17 protein-coding genes are annotated in these 20,743 nt (G+C 64.0%); 4 read left to right on the forward strand and 13 right to left on the reverse strand.

Annotation, left to right across the window (positions count from 1 at the left end; genetic code table 11):
- Positions 1-1,072, reverse strand: a 1,072-nt coding sequence (locus tag D769_RS28490; protein WP_008651954.1) for a thiamine pyrophosphate-binding protein, incomplete at its 3' end; no start/stop codon positions are given.
- A gap of 200 nt (positions 1,073-1,272) precedes the next feature.
- Here D769_RS28490 and D769_RS28495 point away from each other — a divergent pair.
- Positions 1,273-1,962, forward strand: coding sequence for a GntR family transcriptional regulator (locus D769_RS28495; RefSeq protein WP_008651956.1), 690 nt, complete (start codon positions 1,273-1,275; stop codon positions 1,960-1,962).
- A 46-nt stretch (positions 1,963-2,008) separates the two neighbouring features.
- On the opposite strand, the gene D769_RS28500 is transcribed toward D769_RS28495, so the two are convergent.
- Together D769_RS28500 and D769_RS28505 are read right to left on the reverse strand one after the other, a co-directional pair.
- Complete coding sequence (locus tag D769_RS28500; protein WP_008651958.1) at positions 2,009-3,190, reverse strand: diguanylate cyclase; 1,182 nt, start codon at positions 3,188-3,190, stop codon at positions 2,009-2,011.
- A gap of 142 nt (positions 3,191-3,332) precedes the next feature.
- Positions 3,333-3,590: a hypothetical protein gene (locus tag D769_RS28505; RefSeq protein WP_008651960.1), complete on the reverse strand. Its 258-nt coding sequence runs from the start codon at positions 3,588-3,590 to the stop codon at positions 3,333-3,335.
- Between the two features lie 274 nt (positions 3,591-3,864).
- On the opposite strand from D769_RS28505, the gene D769_RS28510 reads away from it, so the two are divergent.
- Positions 3,865-4,290, forward strand: coding sequence for a phasin family protein (locus D769_RS28510; protein ID WP_008651961.1), 426 nt, complete (start codon positions 3,865-3,867; stop codon positions 4,288-4,290).
- 113 nt (positions 4,291-4,403) lie between these two features.
- Here the strand turns inward: D769_RS28510 and D769_RS28515 are convergent, their stop codons facing one another.
- The 8 genes from D769_RS28515 to D769_RS28550 all read right to left on the reverse strand — a co-directional run bounded on the left by D769_RS28515 (position 4,404) and on the right by D769_RS28550 (position 15,614).
- Entirely contained in the window at positions 4,404-5,477 is a 1,074-nt protein-coding gene (locus D769_RS28515; RefSeq protein WP_008651963.1) for a mechanosensitive ion channel domain-containing protein, read from the reverse strand.
- A 178-nt stretch (positions 5,478-5,655) separates the two neighbouring features.
- On the reverse strand, positions 5,656-6,618 hold the full coding sequence (hutG, locus tag D769_RS28520) for a formimidoylglutamase (protein ID WP_008651965.1): 963 nt from the start codon (positions 6,616-6,618) through the stop codon (positions 5,656-5,658).
- A gap of 16 nt (positions 6,619-6,634) precedes the next feature.
- Positions 6,635-8,017, reverse strand: a complete 1,383-nt coding sequence (locus D769_RS28525) for an amino acid permease (RefSeq protein ID WP_008651970.1) — start codon at positions 8,015-8,017, stop codon at positions 6,635-6,637.
- Between the two features lie 85 nt (positions 8,018-8,102).
- Positions 8,103-9,659 (reverse strand): histidine ammonia-lyase, encoded by a 1,557-nt coding sequence (hutH, locus tag D769_RS28530; protein WP_008651972.1) that lies wholly within the window; start codon positions 9,657-9,659, stop codon positions 8,103-8,105.
- Positions 9,660-9,674: 15 nt separating this feature from the next.
- On the reverse strand, positions 9,675-11,354 hold the full coding sequence (hutU, locus tag D769_RS28535) for a urocanate hydratase (RefSeq protein ID WP_008651973.1): 1,680 nt from the start codon (positions 11,352-11,354) through the stop codon (positions 9,675-9,677).
- A gap of 231 nt (positions 11,355-11,585) precedes the next feature.
- Complete coding sequence (gene hutC, locus D769_RS28540) at positions 11,586-12,341, reverse strand: histidine utilization repressor (protein ID WP_008651975.1); 756 nt, start codon at positions 12,339-12,341, stop codon at positions 11,586-11,588.
- A 276-nt stretch (positions 12,342-12,617) separates the two neighbouring features.
- Complete coding sequence (locus tag D769_RS28545; RefSeq protein WP_008651977.1) at positions 12,618-14,717, reverse strand: hypothetical protein; 2,100 nt, start codon at positions 14,715-14,717, stop codon at positions 12,618-12,620.
- Between the two features lie 48 nt (positions 14,718-14,765).
- Positions 14,766-15,614 (reverse strand): hypothetical protein, encoded by an 849-nt coding sequence (locus tag D769_RS28550; RefSeq protein WP_035883894.1) that lies wholly within the window; start codon positions 15,612-15,614, stop codon positions 14,766-14,768.
- 286 nt (positions 15,615-15,900) lie between these two features.
- Here D769_RS28550 and D769_RS28555 point away from each other — a divergent pair, with 286 nt between their 5' ends.
- Positions 15,901-16,953, forward strand: coding sequence for an alpha/beta hydrolase (locus tag D769_RS28555; RefSeq protein ID WP_008651982.1), 1,053 nt, complete (start codon positions 15,901-15,903; stop codon positions 16,951-16,953).
- A gap of 50 nt (positions 16,954-17,003) precedes the next feature.
- Here D769_RS28555 and D769_RS28560 read toward each other — a convergent pair whose 3' ends face one another.
- Positions 17,004-18,197, reverse strand: coding sequence for a Xaa-Pro peptidase family protein (locus D769_RS28560; protein ID WP_008651983.1), 1,194 nt, complete (start codon positions 18,195-18,197; stop codon positions 17,004-17,006).
- Positions 18,198-18,225: 28 nt separating this feature from the next.
- Positions 18,226-19,194: a tripartite tricarboxylate transporter substrate binding protein gene (locus D769_RS28565; RefSeq protein ID WP_035883896.1), complete on the reverse strand. Its 969-nt coding sequence runs from the start codon at positions 19,192-19,194 to the stop codon at positions 18,226-18,228.
- Positions 19,195-19,985: 791 nt separating this feature from the next.
- On the opposite strand from D769_RS28565, the gene D769_RS28570 reads away from it, so the two are divergent.
- Positions 19,986-20,726, forward strand: coding sequence for an acetoacetate decarboxylase (locus D769_RS28570; protein ID WP_008651987.1), 741 nt, complete (start codon positions 19,986-19,988; stop codon positions 20,724-20,726).
- Positions 20,727-20,743: the final 17 nt, after the last annotated feature.

The raw sequence follows: 20,743 nt of genomic DNA on the forward strand, positions 1-20,743 counted from the left end.
CGACTTCCACCAGCGCGCGCCCGTCGGCGGTGTCGGCGCGGCGCGTCGGCAGTCGGTCACGCACCGCGGCGTTCAACATGCGCAGGGCCAGCAAGGCATCGCCCACCATGCCGACGTCGGTGTTGTAGTTGGCCGCGATCACCATTGGATCGATGTCGATATGCAGGATCGGCACGTTGCGGCCGGGGAAGCGCCAGTGCTCGGTAGTGGTGGAGCCGGCGCGGCAACCGATGAACAGCACGACATCGGCATTGGCCACCAGATCGCGGGTGGCCAGGATGCCGCCATTGGCGCCTACCACGCCGGCGTTGAGCGGGTGCGTATCGGCCAGACTGCCCTGGCCGCTGACCGTAGTGCACACCGGCGCGTTGAGCGAAGTCGCGAGCGTGTCCAACTCACCGCAGGCGCCCGAAATCACCACGCCACCGCCGCAGATGATCAGCGGCGCGCGCGCTTCGGTCAGACGGCGCGCGGCGCGATCCACCTCGTCGGGGTCCGGCGCGTAGCGCAGCGCCGGGAAACGATCGTGACCGGCCTGGGCCCAGATCCCGGCCGGGTCCACATCATGCTTCTGAACGTCGTAGGGGAGGCACAGATGCGCCGAGCCCGGCTTGCCGGTCGTCATGGCGCGGAAGGCGGCGCGCACGGCGTCCGGAATCTGATCGGCACGGTCGATCGTGGTGTTCCACTTGGTCAGTGGCCGATACAGAGCTTCCTGGTCCAGCTCGGTCAGGGGGTATTTGCCGCGCGAGTTGACGGATACATCGGACGTAATGCCCAGCACCGGCACCGACGATTCGTTGGCCTCCACCAGGCCCGGCAACAGATATGTGGCACCACCGCCACTCGGACCCTCGCACACGCCGACCTTGCCCGTGACGCGGGCGTAGGCATCCGCCATGTAGGCGGCGCTGCGCTCGTCGCGCGCCAGCACGTGATCCATGCCGTGGTCCAGGCGGGCCAGAGCATCGTAAAAAGGCAGGCTGGTATCGCCACACAAGCCAAAAATGTGCTTCACACCGTTGAGCTGGAGCATACGCACCATCGCTTCGGCGCCGTTCATCTTGGTCATCCGCTTGATCTCCATTGATCGGCCGGGTGAAGGGAGCGCCGGCGTCCGATGGAGCATACTCGAAAGAATACTTTTAAGTATACTGAAACGTATGCAAGAATCCGGACAGCAATTGCCGATGCCGGGTGCTGACAAGGGCATCTGGTAGCGCGCGCGGTATGATCCGTGCGATTCAAGAATCCCATCGGGCAGAAACAAGCATGAATTCGCCTATTTCCACGACTCGGCGCAAGCGCGGTTCCGACGTGTTCCAGACGCTGCGCGACATGGCCATCTCCTACGCGCTGAAACCGGGCGAGCGTCTCAACGAAATCGAACTGGCGGAGCAACTTGGCGTGAGCCGCACGCCGGTGCGCGAGGCACTGGCGCGGCTGGCCACGCATGGCTTCCTGGAGGAGTCGAGCCGTGGCTACGTCCGCCGGCCGCTCGACATCCGCGAGATGCAGGACCTGTATGAGGCGCGCGTCGCCGTCGAACGCGAATGCCTGCGGCTTGCGTTCGAGCGTGCGTCAGCGGAGGGGGTCGAGGAATTGGCCCGATACCTGGAACACAGCCGTTCGGTCTCGCCCGATACGCCAGCACAGCAACTCGTTGAACTGGACGAGGGCTTTCATTTGCGTATCGCGGAGTTGTCCGGCAATGCGGAGTTGCGCCGGATGCTGGCCAGCCTGAATGAGCGCATTCGCTTCATCCGCTGGATCGACATGGAGAACGTGGGGCGCGATTCCACCCAGAGCGAGCACGCCGATATTGTCGACGCGTTGAAGGCGCACGACTGGCATCGCGCGGAGGCCCACCTGACCTCGCATATCGCGCTACGCCGCGAGCAGATCGTCGACGCCATCAAGAAGGGCCTGGCGCGCGTCTATCTGGAGGGTGAAGCGGACTGAAGCCGATTGAAGCGGATGGATGCCGGCCCATGCGTTCGGCGCTCAATCAGGCCGTTCGCATACTCAAGACAGCGTGGGTGGACACCATATCCGCCCAAAGCCGGGTCCGGATGCTGTTCCGTCCGGCCCGTTTGGCTTCATAGAGCAGCATATCGGCAGCGGCAATCAACGCGCTTTCGGTGACCTCGGTATCGCTGGCCGAGAAATCGACGGAGAGCACCCCGATGCTGACCGTGGCGCGCATGCGCTTGCCATCGGGGCCGGGCACCTCGCTGTCCGCCACCGCGGCGCGCATATCCTCGGCCAGGCTGGCGGCCGACTCGAAGTCCATCTGCGGCATGACGAGTAGAAACTCTTCCCCGCCGTAGCGAACGACGCTGTCCCGTGGCTCGCGGATGCGGTCCTGCAGCAGCATGGCGACGTGCATCAGCACGGCATCGCCACCCTGATGGCCGTGGTTGTCGTTGACGCGCTTGAAATGGTCGATATCGCAAACCATCAGCGTCAGCCAGCGACGCTCGGCGCGAGCCCGCTCCAGCACCTGCGGCAGCAGCGTCGTGTGCAGATGGCGACGGTTGAAGCAGGCTGTGAGATGGTCGCGGATGGATAGCGCCTTCAATGTACTGAGCGCCCGATACTCGTCGCGCCACAGCCGGTGATAGCGGCGCGCCGCGATGATGCCGAAGCTGTTGGTCAGCAGCAGAAGCATCGCCATCGTGACCTCGTCGGAGAATCTCGACTCCCCCCTCATCACGGCCAGCGCGATGAAGGCCGCCGTCGCGCCAAGGGCGATGCCAATTGCGGTGATGAGCCGATTCGGGATAAAGACGTAGATGACGATCAGCATGATGCAGAGCGACATCGCGTGCCAGGGCAACTCGCCGGGACGGAACCAGACGACCAGCATGAAGATCGCCATCCCGACGACCTCCGCCGCGCTGGCCACCGCCCGGTGGGCCAGCACCGACTCGGTTTTCCGGCGAATCAGATACAGACCGCCGCAGGCAGTCAGCGCGACGGCGATTCTCCCCAGCAACAGCACGAGCAACGACGTCCCAAAGCCCAGCGCGGCGAGATCAGTCAGGGAAAAGGCCAGATAAAACAGCGAACAGAACACCAAGGTGACGCGCAACGACGCGCGCGTGGTCCGCAGATGGTGTTGCTGAAACTCCCGCTCGAGCCCCGGATCCGAGAACTCGACCCGAACCGGATCAACAGCGAAACTCATTTCGACGTCTGCTTCGGACATAAGCGCGTGGGCGACCAGTCGGCCCGGCGGTCATTGAATGTGCGCCATTGTCTCCTATTACGGCCTGGCAGCCGGCAAGAATCCTCAATCCTTGATCTGCCTGGCAGAAACCTCCTGCCTATCAGATCAGCTCGCGATACAGCACTGACAGCGATTCGCTACCGGGAGCGCCTTCGCGCCACATGCGCGCCGCAAAGGCGTCCTCGAATTCCTCGGTACCTTCCTCGAACATGTCGTAGACGTTGTCGTGCGACAGCCCCTTCTCCAACACCATCAACGCGGCGTCAACGGCCTTGCGGGCGCGCTCCGGCAGTTGCGGCTGCAGCGCCTTCAGGGCAGCAATCTCGGCTTGCACCTGCTCTTCGGTCTTCATCGTCATGTCGTATTTCCATAGTGTTGGCGGCGTTCGCGCCGGAGGGCATTATGCAACGGGATCGGGCCCGGCTATCAGGCCGCTTGCCCGGCCTGGACGACACGCGGACCCAAGTGCCGTGTCAGCCGCTCGGCGCGCCCAGGCGATACCCCCCTATTCATTCCCCAGTTCCCTTGCGGCACGCATTACACTTAGCCTGCCGCGTGGCGATCGGGCGACTTCACCCGTGTGCCAGCGCCGCTCGACTTCTGCTTGCTCTATCCCAACAAGGAGATCCGTCATGGCTACCGCGCCCAATCCGTTCACCGACATCACCAAACTGCTGGAACAGTACAAGCTCCCCGGCGTCGACATGACTTCGATCATCGAAGCGCGGCGCAAGGATATTGAAGCCCTCGCGGAGGCCAACAGGATCGCCTACGAGGGCATGCAGGCACTCGTGCAGAAGCAGACCGAAATCCTGAGCAAGAGCATGCAGGAGATTCAGGCCACGGCCCAGAAGATGGCCACGAGCGGCAATCCCGCAGAGGCCATGACCAGACAGGGCGAACTCGTGCAGCAAGGCTTGCAGACAGCCTTCAACAACATGCGCGAACTGGCGGAAATGGCGCAGAAATCGCAAGCCGAGGCACTGGCCGTGATCACCAAACGTGCCGAGCAGAGTATCGCGGAAGCGAAAAGCCTGATGAAGCCAGGCGGCAAGTAACCTCCTGGCGGCGAAACCCGGCCTGACCGGCCGGGTCCGCAGGCCTGGAAGCGTCAACGTCTGATCGATCTGGAATACGGCATCTATACGGAGAACCGACTGGTGGCAGGCACCTAGTCCTGCGCGCCATTGCCTCCCGTTCGTCCCGCCTCGCCATCAATGCGCATCCGCGGCAGAAACTGCGGATACTCGCGCTGCATGAAGTCGATCAGCCCCTCGCGCACGACGCAGCGAAGATCCCACGCCAGACCCGAGGATGCGGCGGTGCACAGCACGCGAATCTGCATCGTGCGTTCCGTTGCGTCGGTGACCACCAGGTTGAAAAACCGCCGATCCCACTGGGGCGCGTTGTTCACGATGCGCTCCAGCTCCTTGCGCAGCGGCGCCAGCGGCATCCCGTAGTCGACATGGAAGAACACCGAGCCCAGTAGCTGGGAGTTGTTGCGAGTCCAGTTCTGAAATGGCTTCTCGATGAAGTACTGCAGCGGGATGATCAGGCGGCGCTCGTCCCAGATCCGCAGCACCACGTACGTTGCCGTGATTTCCTCGACCCGGCCCCACTCGCCTTCGACGATCAGCACATCGTCGAGCCGGATCGGCTGCGTCAAGGCAAGCTGCAACCCCGCGATCATATTGCTGAACACCGTCTTGCCAGCCAGGCCGGCGACCAGCCCGACCACACCTGCCGAGGCCAGCAGGCTGGCGCCGACCTGCCGCGCGCCGGGAAACGTCATCAGCAACATCGCCGCCCCGATCACCACCACCAACGCCATCGCAATGCGCGAGAGCACGCGTGTCTGGGTATGGATGCGGCGGGCATTCATGTTGTCCTCGACATCCACGGGGTGCCGGTCCAGCACGCCCTGCGCGAAGCCGGCAATGACCCGCGCCACGAGCCATGTCATGGCGGCGATCAACAGCAGGCCATTGACATGCCGCACATTGTCGATCCAGCGCAGTTCGTCCGGGGCAGCCTGCCATACAGTCTGCAACGCGAGCAGCAGCAGAACCGCCTTCGACGGGGCCCGCGCCTTGACGACCATGGGATGGAGTATCTGCGCGGAACGCGTGATCCGCAGTAGCAGCAGACTGCCGATGCGATGTGCCAGCAGCACGATAACGACCGCAACCAGGGCCGCCGTCCACGTGCCAAACCAGGGGTGATCGAGAAGAAGAGGAAGATTCATCGGCGTCCTTCATCAGGGGAGGCGTGATGCCGGTTACGAAGTAACCGACACGACGAAGGGACAGAAGTTTCACCGATGTTGTCTGCGCTCCACAGACTTTGCGACGCAAGCATCGCACCACGCCTGGTTACTCGGCGCGGCACACGCCGGCCATGCAACCGATCAACGGATCAGCGGATCAGCGGATCAGTCGATACGCCAGCCGCGCGGCAACGCGGGCGCTCTGACCGTCACGGTCGAACTGCGGATTGAACTCCGCAAGGTCTGCCGCGCGCAGCTTGCCGCTACCGCGCACGTGCGTGACGATGGCCTCGATCACGCTGATCGGCACGCCATACGCCGCAGGCGCGGAGACACCGGGCATGACGGCTGCCGGAAGCACGTCGAGATCGATCGTCAGGTAGACATGCGCGGCCTGCGCCAGCATCGCGTCGACCTCGGCCAGTCTGTGGTCGAGATGGCGCTCCTGCATCTCGGTGTCTTCAACGTAGCGCACGCCCAGCGCCTGCGCGTGGGCAAATAGCGATGCAGTGTTGCCGAGCCGGCTGACGCCGAGACACACATAGTCGAACGGCTGGCCTGCGGCACGGCACGCCTCCGCAATTTGGTCGAACGGCGTGCCGGAACTGCCGGGCCGCGCAGTCCGCAAATCGAAATGCGCATCGAGATTGAGGATCAGGACGCGGCCCGCGTCGCCCGCCGCATCCAGATGCGCCCTGAGGCCCTGCCAGGTGCCCCAGGCCACTTCGTGCCCGCCACCGAGCACGATGGGCAGCGCGCCACGGTCCAGTTGCGCCCTGACGACTTCACCGAGCGCCCGCTGCGCATCTTCGAGCGCGTCGCCCTCGCAGCGCACGTCACCTGCATCGTAGAGCGCGGCCACGTCATGAACCGGCAGGCTGGCCAGGGCGCGTCGAATGGCGCGCGGGCCATCGGCCGCACCAACACGGCCCTGGTTACGCCTGACGCCTGCGTCGCACGCGAAACCAACCAGCACAGTCGCACCAGCCAGATCGTCGCTGGCCGCTACGGCCAGCGGCTGGACGATATTGAACAGCCGCCGCGTATCCCCGCGCTCGCCGGTATCGGCACGCCCCTGCCAGACCGCATCAGGGGCCTCGGCTTGCGTCAATGCCGTCATTTGCCGTGCGTCCGTTTCACGAAACACGGGTTTCCCGGGCGAGCAGCGCGTCCGCCTTCGGCTTGGCCCGCAGGAACCAGGCCAACGACAGCAGCACGACCCAGCCCGCGCCAACGTACAGTGCCACGCGCGTGTCCTCGACATACCCCAGCACGCCGATCACGAACAGCATGAAGGCGATCGCCAGCGCCGGACCGACCGGCCACAGCGGTACCTTGAACTTGAGGGCGCGGACCTCTTCGGCCGACAGGCGGCGTCGCATGGCAACCTGCGACAGCAGGATCATCAGCCAGACCCACACGGTGGCGAAGGTCGCAATCGACGCAATGATCACGAACACCTGTTCGGGGATCAGGTAGTTCAGCACCACACCGCCGAGCAAGGCAGCAGCCATCGCCAGCACCGTCACCCAGGGCACGCCATGAGGCGAGGTAGTGGCGAACAGGCGCGGCGCCTGGCCCTGCTCCGCCATGCCGTACATCATGCGGCCAGCGCCAAAAATATTGCTGTTGATTGCCGAGATGGCGGCCGAGATGACGATCAGGTTAAGCACCGCCGCTGCCGACTTGATCCCCAGCCCGGAGAAGATCTGCACGAACGGGCTGCCCTGGCTACCGATGCCGGTCCACGGGAAGATGGCCATCAGCACGGTCATCGTCAGCACGTAGAACAGCAGGATGCGGGCCGGCACGGCGTTGATCGCGCGCGGAATCACCTTCTCCGGATTCTGGGCTTCACCGCCGGTGATGCCGATGATCTCGATGCCGCCGTAAGCAAACATCACCACCGCCAGAGACGCGATCAACCCGCCCGCGCCGTGCGGCAGGAAGCCGCCATGCGCCCACAGATTGGTCAGGCCCGGCGAATGCTCGCCATTCATCTTCACGCCGAGGAACAGGATCAGCGTGCCGCCGATGATCATCGCCGCGATGGCCAGGATCTTCACCAGCGCCAGCCAGAACTCGAGCTCGCCGAACACCTTCACATTGCACAGGTTCAGCCCGCAGATCAGCATGACGATGCCGAGCACCCATATCCATTGCGGCACTTCGGGGAACCAGAATCCCATATAGATACCGAATGCGGTCACGTCCGCCAGACAGACGATGATCATCTCGAGGATGTAGGTCCATCCGGTAAGAAAGCCCGCGAGCGGCCCCAGGTACTCGCTGGCGTAGCGGCCGAACGAGCCGGTCACCGGCTCGCGCACGGCCATCTCGCCCAGCGCGCGCATGACCATGTAGACCGCCGCGCCGCCCACGATGTACGCCAGGATAACGGCCGGGCCGGCCAGCTGGATCGCCGATGCCGAACCGTAGAACAGGCCCGTGCCGATGGCCGAGCCGAGCGCGAGAAAGCGGATATGCCGCGCGCTCAGATTGCGTTGCAGGTTTTTCAAGCTGTCTCCAGAAGGATGTCTAGATTGGGACCGAAGGCCCATGGCGCGCGGATCTTTGCCCGCTTGGCGCCGGCGCGAGCGTCCGTCAGACGCTCGGCAGGATGCCTGCAGGCAGCAAGGCCGTAAGGTGACGCTCGGCGATCAGCACGCTGGCGTCTTCGATATCCGGCGCGAAGTACCGGTCCTTGTCGTAGAACGGCACCGACTGACGCAGCAGGCCGCGCGCGCGCTCCAGCGCTTCGGTGGTCTTGCCGCCTTCACGGAAGTCCATGCCCTGGCAGGCCGCCAGCCATTCGATCGCCACGATGCCCTTGACGTTGCTGGCCATCTCCCAGAGACGTTTGCCAGCGTTGGGCGCCATCGACACATGGTCTTCCTGGTTCGCCGACGTAGGCAGGCTGTCGACACTGGCCGGATGCGCGAGCGCCTTGTTATCCGATGCCAGCGCGGCGGCCGTGACCTGCGCGATCATGAAGCCGGAGTTCACGCCGCCATTGGCGACCAGGAACGGCGGCAACTGCGACAGGTGCTGGTCCATCATCAGCGACACACGCCGCTCGGAGAGCGAGCCGATCTCGGCCAGGGCCAGCGCGAGGTTGTCCGCGGCCATTGCCACCGGTTCCGCGTGGAAATTGCCGCCCGAGATGATATCGCCTTCCTGCGCGAATACCAGCGGATTGTCGGAAACCGAGTTCGCCTCGACACCCAGCACATCCGCCGCATTGCGGATCTGCGTCAGGCAGGCGCCCATGACCTGGGGTTGGCAGCGCAGCGAGTACGGGTCCTGCACCTTGTCGCAATGCGCGTGCGATTGGCCGAGCTGGCTGGTCTCCCCCAGCAGGTGACGATAGACCGCCGCCGCGTCGATCTGGCCGCGCTGGCCACGGGCAGCGTGAATGCGCGGATCGAACGGAGCGCGCGAGCCAAGCGTTGCCTCGACGGTCAGCGCGCCGCACACGCTGGCCGCCGCGTACAGGTCTTCCGCCTGGAACAAACCCTGCAGCGCATACGCGGTGGAAACCTGCGTGCCGTTCAGCAGCGCCAGCCCTTCCTTGGCGGCGAGCGTAAGCGGCTGCAAATCGGCAATGGCCAGCGCTTCGCGAGCGGACAGCCATTCGCCGCGATGTCGTGCCCGGCCTTCGCCCAGCAGCAGCAACGACATATGGGCCAGCGGCGCCAGATCGCCCGACGCGCCAACGGAGCCCTTCAACGGGATGCACGGGTACACCTCGGCGTTCACCAGCGCGATCAGCGCGTTGATCACCTTGCGGCGGATGCCGGACAGGCCACGCGCCAGGCTGTTGATCTTGAGCACCATGATCAGGCGCACCAGCGCGTCGTCGATGGGCTCGCCCACACCTGCCGCGTGGGAAAGCACCAGCGAGCGCTGCAGGTTCTCCAGGTCCTCGCGGGCAATGCGGGTCTGTGCCAGCAGGCCGAATCCGGTGTTGATGCCGTAGGCCGTGCGGCCCTCGGCGATGATGTTCTCGACGCACGCCACGCTGCGGTCGATGGCGGGGAAGGCGCGCTCGTCGAGCGTGATCTTGACGGGCTGCTGATGCACGGCACGCAGTTGCGCGAGCGTGAGCTCACCGGGTTGCAGATGCAGGGCGAAGACTGGCTGATTTTCTTGGTACGACATGGTTCAAATCCGGAGTTACTTGGAGGTGCCGAGCATCGGCAGGTTCAGGCCGTTTTCGCGGGCGCAATCGATGGCAATCTCGTAGCCGGCATCGGCGTGGCGCATCACGCCGGTCGCCGGATCGTTGTTCAGCACGCGGGCGATACGGGCGGCGGCGGCATCGGTGCCATCGCAGACAATCACCACGCCAGAGTGCTGGGAGAAGCCCATGCCAACGCCGCCGCCGTGGTGCAGCGACACCCAGGTGGCGCCACTGGCGGTATTCAGCAGCGCGTTGAGCAGCGGCCAGTCAGACACGGCGTCCGAGCCGTCCTTCATGGATTCGGTCTCGCGGTTCGGGCTCGACACCGAGCCCGAGTCCAGATGATCACGGCCAATCACCACCGGCGCGGACAGTTCACCCGAACGCACCATTTCGTTGAAGGCCAGGCCCAGCTTGGCACGCAGGCCCAGTCCAACCCAGCAGATCCGCGCCGGCAGGCCCTGGAAGCTGATGCGCTCCTTCGCCATGTCCAGCCAGCGGTGCAGGTGTGCGTCGTCGGGGATCAGTTCCTTGACCTTGGCATCAGTCTTGTAGATGTCCTGCGGATCACCGGACAACGCGGCCCAGCGGAACGGGCCAATGCCGCGGCAAAACAGCGGACGGATATAGGCCGGCACGAAGCCCGGGAAATCGAAGGCGTTCGACACGCCCTCTTCCTTGGCCATCTGGCGGATGTTGTTGCCGTAGTCGAAGGTGGGCACGCCCATCTTCTGGAAGGCCAGCATCGCCTCGACGTGCTTGGCCATCGACTGCTTGGCGGCCTTCACCACCTCGGCCGGCTTCGTCTGCGCGAGGTCGCGGTACTTGTCCCAGGTCCAGCCGATCGGCAGGTATCCATTGAGCGGGTCGTGGGCGCTGGTCTGGTCGGTCACCATGTCCGGGCGCACGCCGCGACGCACGAGTTCCGGCAAGATCTCGGCCGCATTGCCGCACAGCGCGATGGAGATGGCCTTGCCTTCCCCGGTGTACTTCGCGATACGGGCCAGCGCGTCATCCAGATCCGTGGCTTGCTCATCGACGTAGCGCGTACGCAGACGGAAGTCGATACGGCTTTGCTGGCATTCGATGTTCAGCGAGCATGCGCCGGCTAGCGTCGCGGCCAGCGGCTGGGCACCGCCCATGCCGCCCAGGCCCGCGGTCAGCACCCAGCGTCCGGTCAGATTGCCGTCATAGTGCTGGCGGCCGGCCTCGACGAAGGTCTCGTAGGTGCCCTGCACGATGCCCTGGCTGCCGATATAGATCCAGGAACCTGCCGTCATCTGACCGTACATCGCCAGACCCTTGGCATCCAGCTCGTTGAAGTGCTCCCAGCTAGCCCAGTGCGGCACCAGGTTGGAGTTGGCGATCAGCACGCGCGGCGCATCGGCATGCGTCTTGAATACGCCCACCGGCTTGCCCGACTGCACCAGCAGTGTTTCGTCGTCGCCCAGCGTCACAAGCGACTCGACGATCTTGTCGTAGCACTCCCAGTTGCGCGCGGCGCGGCCGATGCCACCATAGACCACCAGTTCCTTGGGGTTCTCCGCCACTTCCGGGTCGAGGTTGTTCATCAGCATGCGCAGCGGCGCCTCGGTCAGCCAGCTCTTGGCCTGAAGCTGATTGCCGCGCCGCGCGCGGATCTCTACGTCACGGTAACGATTGGGGGTGCTCACGGTTGTTCCTCATCCACGGTTTGTTCACGACGGCGATGACGCCACAGCGCCATCCGATGGGGTTGTACAGTATTGTATAGACAAGTTGATTTGTACTGGGGTTTACCCCGTTTTCAGGGCGAGCAGATAGCGCGGCAAAGGGGACGGGAGAGAACGGGAGTGGACCTTGCCGCACAGTGGCACGGCAAGGTCAGGGGCTCAGCGGAGCAAGGAAATAGCGAAGGGGGGGCGTCAGGCGCCGGGGCCGAACCGCCCTTCCAGGCGGTGACGCGACCCCGGATGCAGCAGGCGGGCGAACGTCACGACGCGCTTGCCCGACCATGTGCGGCGCCGGATCAGCAGGCACGGTTCGGCGCGCGGGATCTGCAGGAGTTTTGCCTCGTCGGCGGTGGCGACTACGGCCTCGACGATATGCTCGCCCGCCGTCAGGGGAGCAAGGCTTTGCAGATAGGCATTCGGCGTGTCGACGCTGAAGTCCTGCTTCAGGTAGTCGGGAGCCAGGCCCGGATTGACGTAGCGGTCCTCGATCTGCACCGGCACGTTGTCCTGGTAGTGAACGATGATGGAATGGAAGATCTTCTCGCCTTCGCGCAGATCCATCGCCACCGCGCGCTCGGGGCCGGCGGGCTCCTCGCGCACCAGGATCACCTCGGAATGATGGCGATGTCCACGCTCCGCGATCTCGTCCGCGATGTTGTTGACCTCGAGCAGCGAAGACTGCATCTTCGGCTCCGCCACGAACGTGCCCACGCCCTGCATTCGCACGAGCCGGCCTTCGGCGGTGAGTTCGCGCAATGCGCGGTTGATCGTCATCCGGCTGGCGCCGAACTGTTCCACCAGTTCGTTTTCGGACGGCACACGATGATGTGCCGGCCATGCGCCCGTATCGATCTGTCGGGTGATCATCTGCTTCAGGCGCAGATAGAGCGGCATTGGCGCGTCCTCGGCACTGCTGTCCATCGTCAGCTCAGGCGTTTGACGCGGCATTCTTGGGGTTCTCCAGCTCCGGGCAAGGATAAAGCGCGAAGCGTTGATCGATTCGCGCACCTATACATGATTAGACAATTGCCAGCATTATCGCAAATGCCGGGCTATTGGTACTCGCTCCTCGCGTGGGGTAAAGCCGGGCATGGAAATACCCGGCCTGCCGACGCAAGAAACCCCGCGCCTCGACTGCGAGACGCGGGGTCCGTGGCCGGCGGCTGGCGCGCCGGGATTGGCCTGGTGGTCGTACTTTAGTCGTCGTACTTTAGTCGTCGTACTTTAGTGGTCGTACTCCACGCTGGTACTGAAACTCAGATCGAACGTATCAGACCAGCTAAGGTTCGCGAACGACATATCGCTTGTGCCAGTCGCCCCGGCAACTGCCGGGAACGCCGCCCCCTGATCGCCCGGCACCGACACGTTGACCACCGTATTAGCGGCCGCCGGCCTGGCACGCGCATTGCCGCTCACGAATACCTGCGGGGCGCCACCGATGGTCGATCGGATCTGCACGTTGGTCTTCTTCACGAACGGCACGCCCGATGCAGAGGTCCAGCTCATCGGGAATGTGGCCCCACCAGCGAACTCCGAGCCCGAACCCGGCGTCAGGGCATCACGCGCGGTCTTGCTGACTTCCTGCCACGCATACTGGCGCAGCGTATCTGGCGACGGCGGCGGTGTGCGCAAACGCACCGCGTAGCTGTAGGCCGGGGCCGCCGCATTGTCTTTCTGGTAGATCGCGAAAGTGTAGACACCGAACGGCGTCACGTTCGCGAGTTCCGTGGCGCTCAACTGCGGATTCGAGAACGCGGCGTTGCTGCCCGGCCATTTGAACTGCGCCTGCGCGGCCGGATCCTGGGCAACGCCGGCCAGACGGTAGCTATTGCGGCAGCTGTTCAGCTTGCTCGAGTACTTGCCCGGAATCGCGCTGGCGTCCACACCTTGCATGTCACCCGGCACAAGCTGCGCGTGGATATTGAGCGTGTCGCACGCACCGGTGCTCGGCTTGAGGAGCACCCCTGCACGCAGCCCCGGACCTGTCACCACGGCGAAGTCGACCGGCACGTTCTGGTCGTCCGTGATACCTACCTGCAAACTCAGCGAACTGACGAAGGCATTGGTGCCGGTGGTCGCTTTGGGGGCGTTCAACCAGTCCCAGCGCTGCGCATTGCCCGTGACCTTGCTCAGCACGTGACGCTGGTTGCCGACCAGACGCCAGCCATTGTCGCTGGTCGTCCGAGCCGACGGCTGCAACGCGATCTGCGCGATCTGCTGCATGCCATCGCGGATGCCATCGGCGCGTGTCCAGGACACCTTGATCCAGACCTTGTCGGTCGACTGGACCCGAATGATCTCCGGCAGGCTGAAGACCGCGCCAGTCATGCCGTCGTCGCCGACGATGCTGGAGCCCAGATCCTGCTCGGCATTCGCGCCGTTGCTAAGGTAGCTGCTGGGCACACCCGCCATCAGCGCGCCCGGCGCGACATCATCGACGATGATCTGCTCACAGGCGGCCACGCTTCCGCTCAACCGGGCGGAAGCGGTTGTCGACGCCGCGAAGCACTGATTGAATGCCGCCTGCAGCCCGGCAAGATCGCTGGCGCTGGGCAAGCTGGAAACCGGTTGGCCGCCGATCGTCGCCACGCTTGGCAGGCTTGCGGTGTCGGCCGCCGTCGGCGCAACACCGGGCGCAAGCTGGAGCATTGTCGGCGTATCGCTCGATGCGCCCGCCACCGATGTCAGTTGCACGCCGCCATTGGGCAGCACGTTGACCTTTACCTGATCGAGCAGACGGTCCAGCCCGGGCGCACCGGCCGTCAACGGACCGGAGATCAGATCCACGCCGGTGTTGCCGGTGGCGGCCAGCAGAGCGGCCAGCGCGTCCGAGTACGCTTTCACCGTGGTGCTGATCGACGATGCCGTGACCTTGGACTGCAGGAGACTGGTATCGTCCAGCAACTTGGTCGGGTTGTCGCCAATGATCGTCGCTGCAATCGCGTTGGTGAGCGGCGTGATGTTGATCGTCTGAGTACCAGCTGTCGCGCTCAGGCTGATCAGCGTGGCCTGCGAGTCGGCTACATTGCCCGTGGCGGCCAGCACGAACGGCGCAGTCAGACCGGTCACGTCGCACTGGAACGAACCAGTGGTGGCATCGGCAGGACAGCTTGTCGACTTGCCCGAGGCGTCCGTCAGCGTCACCGTGGCACCTTGCATCGCCGCGCCGGTCGCCGCAACGCCGCTGACGACCTGCTTGGTGGGCGCAGTGGTGCCCGGTGGCGTGGTCGTGGTCGTAGTCCCCCCCGTTGAAGAATCGCCACCACCACCGCATGCCGACAGGGCAAGCACTGCGATGCAAAGCGCAATGGGCGTGAGCTTCATATTTCCCCTTCCGTGCTGTCTGTATTGAAAAAATACTCTCGATCCGACTCAGAGCAGGCAGATCCCAGTGGCCTTCGAGTTCGGGCCGATGGTGCTCGTGTCGAAATTCGTGATGTGGGGCAGCCCGGTTGCGCAGGCGATGACCCACGTGACCTGATTGTTGACGCGGGTCCCCAGGATGACCTGGGTGTTGCCGGCGCCCAGGCCATCGGAGCCCTGCTCATAGACGTAGCCGCTCGGGCTGTAGGTGGCGCGCTGGCCCTTGCAAACGAACAGCGTGCCCGTGTCGCCGGCCGGAGCGGCGTAGAGGTTGCAGAACGTATAGGAAATCGTCCCGCCGCACGTATTGGTGATCGTCGTGCTACCCGATGCGTTGTGGCCCATCCGCACGCAGTTCATGGCACTGACGCCGGACTTGAGGCCGCCAGACCCGGACGCGCCGCTGTCGACCGTGGCGCTTCCGCCCGTGCCGGTTGACGTTCCCGAGCTGCCTCCGCTGCTCGACCCACTGCCGACATACACCCACAGACCCGTCGCGTCGCCACCGGCGCAATTCTTGTAGGCGAAGCCATAGCTGGTGGTCGCGCTGGGATTCACCGTGACGTTCATGCCACTCGCGAAGGTCTTGGCATTCGTGAACCAGTCCGCCTGCGTCACGGACGTATCGCATTTCGCGGTCAACACAACGTTCGTCCCCGCCGGCACCGGGTTGTCCGCCGATGTCGCGGGCGAACTCGACACCGTGCACTGCGGCTTGGCAACCGTGCACGATGCGGCGGGCGTGGCGTCGGTGGCGCTGCCCGTCCCCGCTGCGTCGCCGCCGCCCCCGCACGCGGCGATGGTCACGGCAAGGATGCCAAATAGCGTGGCTGCGGCGAATCTCCTGGTCTTTGTCATGGCTCGATCTTCCCTTCCGGCTGTTGTCTTGTTTTGTGCCGGCGAGCGTACGTGGCAACGGCCGGGGGCGCATCACCAAGATTGACGATGACAAGTGCGACCGTTTTGCCCATCTCCCCCGGTCGGCCCGCCGTGGACGCCGTAGCTGGTGCAGGCGTGTATCGGCCTGTCCGGAATCCCCGGGGCATATACATTGCGATACAAATCCCCCCGCCCGCCGCTACATGCCGGTTACTTGCGCCACCTAAAGTCATGCACAGGTTGATCACACACACAGGAGCGAGAGATGCCGGAGATCGTCAATTTGCCTCGACGGGGCTTTATGGGAGTTGTTGCGGCGACGCTGGCCGCGGCGCAATTCGGGGGGGCACAGACGGCCCGGGCCCAGACCAGCCAGCCGCACGCAACGCCACTGCCCTCACCCCGGCCAGGCACTCATACGAGCTTTGCGCCGATCAAGCAGATCAAGGCCGGCGTGCTGAACGTCGGCTACGCGGAGGCCGGCCCGACCAACGGGCCCGTCGCGCTGCTGCTGCACGGCTGGCCGTATGACATCTACAGCTTCGTCGACGTAGCGCCGCTACTGGCGGCGCGCGGCTATCGCGTGATCATTCCCTACCTGCGCGGCTACGGATCCACCAGCTTTCTGTCTTCCGACACCATGCGAAATGGTCAGCCCTCGGCGATTGCCGCCGACATGATCGCGCTGCTGGATGCGCTCGGCATCCAGAACGCCGTGGTGGCCGGCTTCGACTGGGGCGCGCGCACCGCCGACATCATGGCCGCACTGTGGCCAGACCGCTGCCGGGGGCTGGTCTCGGTCAGCGGCTACCTGATCGGCAGCCAGGCCGGCGGCAAGGTCCCCCTGCCGCCCGAGGCCGAGCTGCAGTGGTGGTACCAGTTCTACTTCGCCACGGACCGTGGCCGCGCCGGCTATCAGAAGTACACCCACCAGTTCGCCAGGCTCATCTGGAAACTGGCATCACCGAAGTGGGATTTCGATGACGCCACGTTCGAACGTAGTGCCGCCGCGTTCGACAACCCCGATCACGTCGACATCACGGTGCACAACTATCGCTGGCGGCAAGGGCTGGCCACCGGAGAAGCCCGGTTCGACGATATCGAGAAACGGCTCGCCACCGCGCCCACCATCAGCGTGCCCACCATCACCATGGAAGGCGACGCCAACGGCGCGCCTCACCCCGAGCCAAGCGCTTATGCCAGCAAGTTCACGGGCCGGTACGAACACCGCAACGTGACCGGCGGGATCGGCCATAACCTGCCGCAGGAAGCGCCCGCCGCGTTCGCGCAGGCGGTGCTCGACGTGGACCGGCGCTAAGGCACCATGCAGGCGATGGGCAGTCGTCATGGCCGCCCGGCCAGCGCCCATTACAGGCTCACGGTGGCGTAGCTCAGCGTCTTCGGCGTCTTGACCATGACTTCCGGCACCTCGCCAACGACGACGGTATCGTCCAGGCGGAAGCCACCCAGGCCGTACACATACAGTCCCGGCTCGGACGAATAGACTTCGCCGGCGAGCAGCGGCCGGGTGTTGAACGCCATATCCTCGGGATATTCGTGCAGCATCAGACCCACGGCATGGCCCGTCCGGTGGAACACGTAATCGCCACACCCCGCGCTTTCGATCACCGCCTGCGCGGCGGCGTCCATGTCGCAGACACGCCGGCCCACCACCGCCGCAGCCACGGCAGCGTCCGTGGCCAGCGCCGCAACGCTGTAGAACCTGGCCTGCTCATCGCTGGGCTGACCGCAGAACCATGTGCGCTCGTTCTCCACGTAGAGGCCGTTCAATCTCGGCAATACAAGGTTGACGATGGTGTCGCCCTTCGCGATGCGCGAGCCGCACGCCGCGCCGTCGCCATGCGGGGACGCCGAGGCAGGGCCGGTGAGCGTCCAGCATTTCATGATCTCGAAGTCCTCTCCCGCGAAACGTCGCGCAGCCTCTTCCACCATCAGCGCCGCCATGGCGTGATCGAGCTCCTGCACTAGCCGGCCGGGACGAATGTTCTCTCGGTAGCGATCCTGAACCCAGTCCGTCAAGGCCGCGAGGTCTCGCATGGTCTGCAGCTCCTCGGCGTGCTTGACCCATCGCAGGCTGCGCATCTCGGCCATCGCCGGACGCAACGTCATCTCGGGAAGATAGCGCTGCGCGCCGGTCAGGATCGGATGCTGAACGTCGACGGCGATGCGCGACATCCCGAGGCCCTTCGCGGCCAGCAATGCGGCCACGACTTCGGGCAGTTGCGACGGCAGGGCCAACCGGTTGGCCACGCGGGGATGCTCGGCGTAGTACGTCACGTCCGAGAGCCACACCGTGCCCTTCTCCGCGGCAAACCGCATGTGGTTGGTCGATAGCTCGTTCATTACGGCAAACGTCTCGCCGTTGCGCGGCACGACGACGAACACGGGACGCTCCCATGGCCACACGTCAAGCTGGAAATTGGTCGCGTACTGGAAAAAGTCCGGCGAGCCGAATACCAGCGCATCCACGCGCAGGCGGTCCATCAGGCGATGCATCGCGGCCAGGCGATAGTCATGCACGGCTTTGGTCAGATGTGGCATGGTTTTCTTATCAGAGCGGTCAGGGTAGTCAGAGAGAAATGTTGAGACGGCGGATGACGGGCCCCCAGGCATCGGCGTCGCGCTTCATGTAGCGCTCCACCTCCGAAGGCGGTCCCTTGATCGCATCGAGGAACTGGAAGCCCAGCTTCTCCTTGAACTGCGGATCGTCCTGGATATGGTTGATATCGGCATTGATCTGCTGCACCACGGCTGGCGGCGTGCCCGCGCGGGCGACGATGGCATACCAACCCGGCACTTGGACGTCGTAACCGAGTTCCTTGAAGGTAGGCACCGAGGGCAATGCCGCCAGTCGCCGATCGCCAGTGACCGCCAGCGGCACCAGCTTCTTGCCCGCGATAAACGGTTGCACGCCGGCCACCACGTTCATCATCACCGGCGTCTGCCCGTTCATCAGGCTTGTCGAGCCACCCGTGCCATTGAACGGCACATGCTGCATCGTGATGCCAGTGCGCTCCGCCACCAGTTCCATCGCCAGATGCGTGGAATTGCCGATACCGCCCGACGCGAAGCTGATCTCGCCGGGTCGCGCCTTGGCAAGGCGCACGAAGTCCTGCAAGGTCTGCACATGCAGTGACGGCGATGCGACGAACACGAATGGCGAGTTCGCCAGCATTGCCACGCCGGTCAGGTCCTTGGCCGGCTGATAGGGCAGCTTGGGATAGAGGTACGGGTTGAAGCTGAGGTTGGAAACACCCGCGAAGAACAGCGTGTATCCATCGGCCGGCTGCCCCAGTACGTAGGAAATCGCCAGCGTCCCATTCGCGCCCGGCTTGTTCTCCACGACTACTGGCTGCTTCCACGCCTGGCTGAGCTTTTCAGCCAGCGCGCGCGCCAGTACGTCATTCCCCGTGCCGCCGGCCTGCGGCACCACCAGCCGGACTGGTTTCGTCGGAAATGTCTGCGCCTGTCCGATCAGTGGCAGCGCCATCGCCACGGCCATGCTGGCCATCCTTCCCAATAGCTTTCGCAAATCCATGTTGCTTCCCGATGAGTTCTCTCGCCGCCACCATCGGCCGCGATGACGTGAAATGTACCATGTGGTACATCAACATCGAAAATTGGGGTTTACGTGAAAACGTGGGAATGGAATCTGGTTGGCGCGTGGATCTGGATTCTGCGTATCGCTGTGTAGTGCTACTTGAACCCAAGAGCATTCTTGTGCGCTTTCTGACGCGCGGTGGAAAGGCAGACCAGTGATGCAAGGCCAGGCAGCCTTCGCCACGGTTTCACGAAAGCTTCATTGATCAAGCGCAGATTTGCATAAGAGTTCCGCGCCTTCTTTTTAAGAAAAAAATGAATCAAACCAGAGGCCCGTTGTCAGATCGGCATACGTGTCGTCGGACACCAGACAGGAGAGTTTCCAAACAACTGTTCGTATTACTGAACAGTATGTCGGCGACCTCTCCCTTTTTACGATGCATCTTGAAACCTACACTGGAAGCCATGCGCAACCCACCGCAAGTTCTTGCCAGGTTTCAGAGAACGGCACAGCAATGGAATTCCTCCTTTCTGCTTTTACTTTCACCCTCCCCCTCCTCTGCGCCATTGGCCTGTCCGCCTTGACTGTGGCTCGCTTGCTTCAATCCCCTGCTCTGCGCCGCGCGCGTGACCGCTAACACCGCTCCCCCTTGCGTACAGCCACGCGGTTCGGCGACGATTCAAAACCTTCCGGCTCGCAGCCTGACAGTGCATTCACCGTTTGCCGTGATGGTGCGTGGTGGCCTGATCATCCAAATCATCCCGATGTGATCTAAACACAGGAATGTCATGAAAATAGACTCCGTAGCTTCGCGTGCGTTTGCCATGCCAATCACGAGCCCAGCGTTCCCGATGGGGCCGTATCGCTTCGTGAATCGGGAGTTCTTTATCGTGACCTATCGCACGGACATGGATCGGTTGCGCGAGGCTGTCCCCGAACCCTTGAAAGTCACCTCGCCCCTGGTGAGCTACGAGTTCATCCGGATGCCGGATTCGACCGGCTTTGGCAACTACACGGAAAGTGGCCAGGTCATCCCCGTCGAGTACGAAGGCGTGGCAGGCAGTTACACCCATGCGATGTACCTGAATGATCATCCGCCGATTGCGGGCGGCCGGGAACTCTGGGGGTTTCCCAAGAAGCTGGCTTCGCCAGCCCTCGAAACGCATATCGACACGCTCGTTGGCACACTCGATTACGGCCCGGTCCGGATTGCCACCGGCACGATGGGCTACAAGCACCGCGAGCTCGATCTTGCGGAACAGGCCAGGCGGCTTGCCATGCCGAACTTCCTGCTGAAAGTGGTGCCTCACGTGGACGGCTCCCCTCGCGTCTGCGAACTGGTGCGCTACTACCTCGAAAACATCACGATGAAAGGGGCCTGGACCGGTCCCGCGTCACTGCAGTTGTCTCCCCATGCCCTTGCACCGGTTGCCGATCTTCCGGTTCTTGAAATCGTCGAAGCACGCCACCTGATCGCCGACCTGACGCTGGGTCTCGGCGAGGTCGTGCACGACTATCTGGCGAAGTAGCAGTTCTTGTTCTCGCG

This window comes from Cupriavidus sp. HMR-1, assembly GCF_000319775.1.
Taxonomy (GTDB): Bacteria; Pseudomonadota; Gammaproteobacteria; order Burkholderiales; family Burkholderiaceae; genus Cupriavidus; species Cupriavidus metallidurans.